General features: G+C 67.4%; 6 protein-coding genes. 2 read left to right on the top strand and 4 right to left on the bottom strand.

The features are described 5' to 3' along the window. Both ABT170_RS06930 and ABT170_RS06925 read left to right on the top strand, forming a co-directional pair. Positions 1 to 2,146, top strand: a 2,146-nt coding sequence (locus tag ABT170_RS06930; protein ID WP_502970481.1) for a phage tail protein, incomplete at its 5' end; no start/stop codon positions are given. A 47-nt stretch (positions 2,147 to 2,193) separates the two neighbouring features. Further along, positions 2,194 to 2,892, top strand: a complete 699-nt coding sequence (locus ABT170_RS06925; RefSeq protein WP_351864648.1) for a hypothetical protein — start codon at positions 2,194 to 2,196, stop codon at positions 2,890 to 2,892. Positions 2,893 to 2,981: 89 nt separating this feature from the next. Here ABT170_RS06925 and ABT170_RS06920 read toward each other — a convergent pair whose 3' ends face one another. The 4 genes from ABT170_RS06920 to ABT170_RS06905 form a co-directional block, all read right to left on the bottom strand. Further along, complete coding sequence (locus ABT170_RS06920; RefSeq protein WP_351864646.1) at positions 2,982 to 4,259, bottom strand: cytochrome P450; 1,278 nt, start codon at positions 4,257 to 4,259, stop codon at positions 2,982 to 2,984. After that, a complete protein-coding gene (locus tag ABT170_RS06915) occupies positions 4,256 to 4,657 on the bottom strand; it encodes a hypothetical protein (RefSeq protein WP_351864643.1) in 402 nt (133 codons plus the stop codon). The genes ABT170_RS06920 and ABT170_RS06915 overlap by 4 nt, the downstream gene beginning before the upstream one ends. A gap of 184 nt (positions 4,658 to 4,841) precedes the next feature. Beyond that, entirely contained in the window at positions 4,842 to 7,097 is a 2,256-nt protein-coding gene (locus ABT170_RS06910) for an ATP-binding protein (RefSeq protein WP_351864640.1), read from the bottom strand. Beyond that, a complete protein-coding gene (locus ABT170_RS06905) occupies positions 7,094 to 7,897 on the bottom strand; it encodes a Pvc16 family protein (protein WP_329944836.1) in 804 nt (267 codons plus the stop codon). Before ABT170_RS06905 ends, ABT170_RS06910 begins: the two co-directional genes overlap by 4 nt. Positions 7,898 to 7,944 lie beyond the last annotated feature (47 nt).

The following is a 7,944-nucleotide window of genomic DNA, read 5'->3' as shown; positions in this document are numbered from 1 at the left end:
CCTCAAGGACCCCATCGGGTTCCTCGGCAACCTGGTCAAGGCCGTCGGCGCCGGCCTCAACCTCTTCATCACCAACATCGCCGAACACCTGAAGACCGGCGTCGTGTCCTGGCTCCTGGGCACCGCGGTCAAGGCGGGCCTCGAACTCCCCCAGAAGTTCGACCTCAAGGGCATCATCCAGCTGATCGGCTCACTGCTCGGCCTGACCTGGGACAACATCCGCGCCCGCGTCACCCGCAAGGGCGTCCCCGACGAAGCGATGACCGCCGTCGAAACATCCGTCCCCGTAGCGAAGAACCTCGCCCGCGAGGGCCCGGCCGGCGCGGTCAAGGAAATCCAGGCCGAGACCGGCGACCTCAAGGCCACGATCCTGGAAAAGCTGACGAGCTATCTGATTCCCACGGTCATCATCGCGGGCATCACCTGGATCCTCTCCCTCCTCAACCCGGCCTCCGCCTTCATCCGCGCGGTCAAGGGAATCATCGACATCGTCACGTTCATCGTGACCCAGGGCGCCCAGATAGCCGACTTCGTCAACGCGGTCCTGGACGCGGTCATCGCCATAGCCAACGGCGGCGCCGCAGGCGTCCCGAAGCTGGTCGAAGCCGCCCTCGCCACCAGCGTCCCGCTCCTGATCGGATTCCTGGCCTCACTGCTGGGCATCGGCGGCCTCGCCAACAAGGTGAAGAGCGTCTTCCACGCGGTGTCCCGCCCCGTCAACAGGGCCATCGACAAAATCGTCGACTTCATAGCGAAGAAGGGCAAGGCGCTTTGGAAGAAACCCAAGAGAGCTCCTGATGGCAAGAAGCAGGACGCCACTGAGAAAGGGAAGAACAACGAGAAGGGTTCTTCGTTCTACCCATCCCCCAAAAAAAGCTTCCAGTCGCTCGACAAGGAGAACCACAAGGTCCAGTTCAACGGAGAAGGCGCCGACGCCGACCTCGTCGTGCACAGCACTCCGCAGGACATCTATAAATACATGACGGGTTGGGAAACCGAACTGAGAACGGCGGGCCCGAGCGCCGAGAACGGGTCTCGTGCCGCACTTGACGATGTCAAGAAGAATGAGCAGGAAGTAAAGTCACTGAACAAAGTATTTCGCTCACAGCCCGTGGGATCACAAGCCAAGCAGGATGCCTACAAGGCGCTCCTTTCAGCCCTTTCCAAGCTTGCCCAGCTCCTGGCCCATCGACCGGGCGCGGCTCCACCCCTGCCTCCGCCAGTACTCCCGCCGTTCGAGCATGGCGTCCTCGCCCAGCCGTTCAAAGCGAGCTACATCGACAAGGATATCCAGAAGGGCACCGAGGCAAGTACCTACGACGGAGCCACTCTGACGGGATGGAACGTGGCCGAGACCTACAACACGACGGGGGCCAACAATAACGCCTGGGTGAAGATGCATCTCCTTCCCGCATTCCTTGGAGGCGACGCAAAAGACTCCAATCTGGTCCCCGCAAGGGGTTTCATCAACAACCCGATGTTCCTCTGGGCCGTGGAAAACCCAGCCAAATCATCCCTTAACAAGGCAGCCACGAGTCCAGCCCTTGAGCGCATGATTTGGTACAACGTCAATGTCAACTACTACGCAACCCATGCAGGATTCCCCAAGACAATCGAGGTCGAGTGGGGAGGTTATGACCACTCCGGCGGAACGTGGAGCGAGCGTTCGCCGCGGCCTGGCAACGGCCCCAGATCCTTCGCCGACACGCAGGACCCACCAGCGCCGCTGACCAACGACATCCTTCGGATCAACCTGTCAGGAGTAAAATACACCGTCTTTCATTCCCTCGGCATCGGAAGAACCGACGCGGAAAAGATCAAGAAACTGGTGAAGAATCGACCGCTCATTGACCTCGCTGATGCCATCAGCAAGTTCCCACACCTCACCACACAACTCACAAACGCCAATACAGCACAACGACTCAGATTCGGAATGGCACCACATCACGTACTTCGAATCAATGAGCCTAAAGAGAAGTACGCCGTTTTCAGTTCCCTCGGCATTGGCAGAGCCGAAGCGAAAGCAATCAAAAAGCTAGTGAAGACCACACCCCTCAGAGACTTCCCCGACGCCCTCAGCAAGCTCCCACACCTCACCACACAACTCACAAACGCCGACGCCACACAGCGACTCAGGTTCGACTGATATTCACCCGACGGAGCTTCCACGCAAGCGCCTAGCCGGAGGATGACATGGAAACCGAATATGAACTCAAACTTCGCAATACAGTGAAGGAAGTCCAGGCACGCAGCTCCATTCGGACGAATAAGTACGACCGGGGCCCGTTGGCGATTTACCTCAAGCGCGCCGAAGACGCATTCGAGATCATCAGAATGGTTCAGGATATTCCTCCGCCAGCAGAACTTGCAGGGAATTTCCATCGATTTTCCAATCTCTCCTTCTCCTGGCGCGCGCTGGAACCGTTCGACAAGATTGCAGGGGAGTTTCATATCGTTCACATCGCCGAGGCAGTGGTGCGTGGACCTCAGCCGTCGGCGATTGACCCGGCAACCTCCGAAGCAGGGCAGCTCATCGAGGAGTTTAGGATTTTCGAGACCCATCCTGTGGGAGGGACCGGAACATACTCCGCGCTAAGGCTCACCCATAATGAGGTTTCGCCGGAGATCTGGTACTTCGACCTCCGGCAGGGACCTTCTCGGCTCCACATCAGTTACAGCGACTACCTCGACGTCATGTTACGCACCAAGGGCCTCTACGACTGGCAGTACCTCTTCGCAGAGCCTGACAAAGACAACTACGGCATGTCTGTTTCACTGCCCTACCTACGCGACGGGCTCGACTTTCTCGCCCGTGAGTTCCCCGAAGACGACCTGTCGGATCTTCGTGACAGATTGGCGGAGCGCACCCGAGTCACAGACGGGGGGGCATAGGCTCGGCAACCGCTCTCGGGATGCTTCGAGCATCGACTTGCCCGGCGCAGTCGGCGCGAATGCCCGTGCAGGTCGGATGGCATGTGACGTCACGCATCGCCCACCCGCACAGGCAGCGTCTTCAACCCGTTGATGAAGTTCGACACCAGGCGGCGCGGTGGGCCCGACATACGAGGTGGTCCGTCAGGCAGGACGCGGCACGTCTCCTCGTACAGGACCCGTAGTTGCAAGCGCGCGAAGTGCGCGCCCAGGCAGACATGAGGGCCATCGCCGAACGAGATGTGCGGGTTCGGGGACCGGGAGAGGTCCAAGGCGTACGGGTCGGGGAAGACGCGCTCGTCGTGGTTGGCCGAGGCGTGGAAGACGACCACCTTGTCGCCGGTACGGATGCGCGTGCCGGCCAGAGTCGTGTCCTGGCGAGCGGTGCGGCGGAAGGACAGGACCGGGGGATGGCGGCGGAGCAGTTCGTCCACAGCTGTGGCGAACCCGGCCTCTCCGTCGCACAGGCTCCGGTACGCATCCGGATGCTGGGCCAGGAGGTGCAGGCCGCCGGGGGCCGCGCTGCGTACCGTGTCGTTCCCCGCCACCACGAGCAGGAAGAAGAACATCTCCAGTTCGGGCGCGGTCAGTTCGGGGTCGGTGGCGAGGGCTGTCATCACATCGTCGGCAGGGTACTGACGCTTGTGTGCGGCCAACTCGTGCGCGTAGTCGAACATGTCGCGCAGCGACGCCGGAGAGCGCGGGTTGACCGGCTTGCCGTCCGGGCCGAGTACCGGAGTCCCCGCCTCATCGGGATCCTGGTAGCCGATGACGCGTTGGGTCCAGTGGAGGAGGAAGCCTCGGTCGGTGGCGGGCACTCCGAGCAGGTCGGTGAGGTTGAGCAAGGCGTAGTCATCAGTGACGCGGGCGACCAGGTCGCAGGTACCGTCACCTCCCCGCGCCTCGGCCACCGCCCGGGTGAGCAGGGAACGGGCCCGTTCCCGGACAGCCGTCCCGAAACGGTCCACGCGCCCGGGGGTGAACGCGCGGCTGACGAGCGTGCGCAGCCGCCGGTGGTGCGGAGGGTCCTGGTTGAGCATCATGCGGCGGATGAACGGCAGGTCGGCGGGGTCCGGATCGCGGATCTGGGTGGCGCCGAGGTACGAGGAGTACGTGGAGGAGTCCTTCAGGACCCGGACCACGTCCTCATGCCGGGTGACCGCCCAGAAACCGGGGCCCGCGGGCCAGCCCCGTACCTCCGGCTCCTCCTGCCACGCGACGGGGTGGTGGTCGCGCAGATGGCGGTAGCGGTCGTGGGGGACGCCCCGCGCGTACTGCCCCGGGTCGAAGACGTCCGGTACGGGGGTTCGGGGGCCGGACCCGCTCACGCCCGCACCTCGAACAGCGCCCGCAGCTCGAACAGCGCCCGCCCCTGGAACAGCCCCCACCGCTCGGGCGGCTGAGACAGGCCGGACGCGGGAAACGGAAGCGCCCCGAGGATTCCGCGCACCCGCTGCGGCACGGTTGCCGACATCCGCTGGATGACGGAGTCACCCGGTGAGTGGTCGATCCATGCGGTCACGCTGACTCCCGTCACGGTACGGCGATGGTCTTCGGTCAATGGCCCGCCCGTCCACGGTGGTGGCAGGCAACGGTCCGCGCAAGGGCACACGCGGGGACCGGGACCGGGTCCGTCTACGCCGACGCCGCCGTGCAGCGTCATGTCGAGCGCGACAACCTGCCCGGACTGACCACCGATCACGAGGCCGAGCACGAGGCCGAGCACGGAGCCTTCAGCCGAGCACAGACCTTTCCACCGGGCCGAGATCGACGCCGCACGCGCTCTGCTGCGCGGAGCTGCGGGCACCACGGGGAACGCCGCCTGATGGCACGGTCGTGGCGGCCACGGCTCTGCAGGCGCAGAAGCCGGTGGCGGTGGTGCTCACTTCCGCCCCCTCACCCCCGCCCCCTCACCCCCGCACCAGCCCCAGATACGGCCCGAACTCCGAGGCCAGGGTCAGGCGGCCCAGTTTCTGGTACTCCCGCTGGATCGCGTGGATCAGCGTCTCCATCGTCACCGCGTCGCCCGTGTCCGCCGCCAGATACGCAGCCGTCACCGCGATCGAGCGGATGTTGCCGCCCGCCAGCTCGAAGTTCTCCGCGCAGAAGGCCAGGTCCAGGTCCTTGCCCCTCGGGAGGAGCGGACCCAGGCAACGTTCCCAGAGGACCAGGCGCTGGTCCGGGTCGGGGACGGGGAAGTCGATGACCAGGTCCAGGCGGCGGGTGAACGCGTCGTCCAGGTTGGCCCGGAGGTTGGTGGCGAGGATGGCCAGGCCGTCGAAGGACTCCATGCGTTGCAGGAGGTACGCGCTCTCCACGTTCGCGTAGCGGTCATGGGCGTCCTTCACGTCCGAGCGCTTGCCGAAGATCGCGTCGGCCTCGTCGAAGAGCAGGACGCCGTTCACGCCCGCCGCCTCCGTGAAGATGCGCTCCAGGTTCTTCTCGGTCTCGCCCACGTACTTGTCGATGACCGTCGCCAGGTCGACCGTGTACAGGTCCAGCCCCAGGTCCGCGGCGATCACCTCCGCCGACATCGTCTTGCCGGTGCCGGAGTCCCCCGCGAACAGCGCCGAGACCCCCCGGCCCCGGCCGCCTCCCGGACGCATGCCCCACTCCCCCAGGACCCGGTCGCGGTGGCGGGCGCGGGCGGTGAGTTCACGGAGCTGGGCGTGGGCGTCGGGAGGGAGGACCAGGTCGTCCCAGGTCACCGTGGGTTCGATGCGGCGGGCGAGGCGGTCCAGGCCGGCCGCGTTCTGGGCGCGGGCTCCCTGGCGTACGTGGTCGGCGGTGAGGTTTCCGCCGTTGAGGCGGGCCGTCTGGGCGGCGCTGCGCGCTGCGCCCGTGACCTGTTCCGGGGTGAGGAGGAAAGGGGCGAGCAGGTGGTCCGCGTCGATCGTGGGCGGTACGGGGGCCGGGGCCAGGTCCCGGTACGCGTCCGTCCACAGGGCCCCGCGCGCCGAAGGCTCCACCCGCGGGGCGTGCAGGAGCAGCGGCGGGGTGGCCGACCAGGACGCGTCCCACGGGACCCTGCCCACCATGACGGTCGGTACGGGGGTGGCGGTGAGGAGCCTGAGCAGGTGCGGGTGTTCCCGGGAGACCGCGTCCAGCGGGGCGCAGACCAGGCCCGCCCCGGTCAGTCGCGCCTCGCGGACCAGGGAGCGCACCGCCTCCGCCGGGGCGGGGTCCTCGGCCAGTCGGGCCAGGTCAAGGCCCAGGACCCCGAGGCCCGCCCGGGTGAGCGCGGACGCGGCCAGCGCCGTACCCGCGCCGCCCTGGTCCTCGCTGAGGTAGGCCAGCGGAACCCCGTCGGACAGGACCCCCGCCAGCGGTCCCGGGTCGCCGACGCCCGCCACGGCGTGCCAGGGGGCCAGCAGGTCGGCGAGGCGCGGGTCCGGGGTGTCGTCGCCCAGGAGGTGCGCGGTGACCCGGTCCGGTACGCGAAGGGCGCGGCTCAGGAACGGGCGGTCCAGGTCCTCGACCAGGAGCAGCCTGCCCTCACGGAGCGGGGCGCGGGCCGACAGCCGGCCGCGTGCCGCCTGATCGGCGGGGGTCGAGCCGCAGAGGCCCAGGGCCAGGCCGATGGACGGGCGGCGGCGGGTCACGTCGTCGTTGAGGTAGCCGTAGAACGCCTCGAAGCGGTCGTCCAGATCCGGTACGAGGGCGATGAGCAGGATCTCGATGTCGAGCGGAGTGAGCCCGAATTCGGCCGCCAGGGAGGTCAGTCGGGATGCGGACCGCGCGGAGGATGCGGCGGCCGGGACGACGGAGGCAGCCGGGACGGCGGAGGTTCGCATGGCCCCCAGGGCCCCCACGGCCCCCAGGTCTCCCAGGGCCTCTGGGACGGTTGAGACGGCCGGGCCCTCCGGGGCATACGGGGTCGTCTCCGGAGCCTCCCCGACCGGATCGGGGAACCCGCGTACCGCCTTCTCGTCCAGCAGTCTCACGATGTTCTCGTCCGTGAGGTACAGACCGCGGAACGCGTCGTCCGGGTCCGGATCGGTCCGCTGCCGGGCCTCGACCGCGCGGCGTACCCGCTGCTCGACGGCCACCGCGCGGGCGAGCAGGTGGCGCAGGCTCGGATCGGACGACACGGCCCCGGGGGCGGACGAAGGCACTGGGCCGGGAGCGGACGAAGGCGCGGGGCCGGGAGCAGCCGGGGTCGTCATGCGGTGCTGTCCTCCGTACGGCCGTCCTGGTCCCGGGCATCACGGTTCTCGGTGATGCGGAGCGAGAGGCCCCGCCGGGGTCCCGCCGTACCGGAAGCCTCCGGTTCCTCGCGGCCTGGGCGGACCGGCCGGCCGGGACGGGACCCGTACACCGGCAGCCCCTTGCGGCCGGGCTGGTCCTGCGTCCCACCCTGGTGGCCCCGCGCCTCGCCCTCCGTAGGGGCGGGTACGTCCCCGAACCGCGCCTGGAGCCCCTCGTCCCCCACCGGGGGTCCCGCCTCGTAGCTCGGCGAGGCCGTCACCGGGACGCTGATCACCAGGTCCAGCGAGGGCTTCAGCTCACCACCCAGCGCGCTCCACACGTCCGCGAACGAGCGGTCCTCCGGCGGCGGCAGCGCGATCGACATCGGTACGGCGGCCCCGATCTCCGCCAGTGAGCCCGTCAGCCGCTCCGGGGGCAGCGCCTCGTAGCGCAGCAGGCACGCCAGCAGCGAGGACAGCAGCCGGTGTTCGTCCTCCGGGCGCTTCGTCCATGCCGTGATCAGGTACGACAGCTTGAAGTAGCGGGGCGGGCGGCGGCGTGCGACGACCGCACCGCGCTCGTCGTACTCGTTGTGCAGGCCGCGCTCGCGGCGCCTCATGTCCTCTCGGATGTCGTAGAGGTAGAGGTTGACCATGGGTGCGTTGACCTTCGCCGCCCACTCCCGCGTCGGCGCATCGAAGACGACCGAGATCTGACCGCCTTCGAGCACTTCTGCCCGGATCAGCGACCGTAGTACGTCGTCGACCTCGTGGATCATCCGGTGACCGCCGCCCTTGTCACGCCGGCCCCGCGACTCACGCCCGC

It is taken from the genome of Streptomyces sp. NPDC001787, assembly GCF_040297465.1.
Lineage (GTDB): Bacteria > Actinomycetota > Actinomycetes > Streptomycetales > Streptomycetaceae > Streptomyces.
This window is presented reverse-complemented; position numbering and strand designations above follow the sequence as displayed.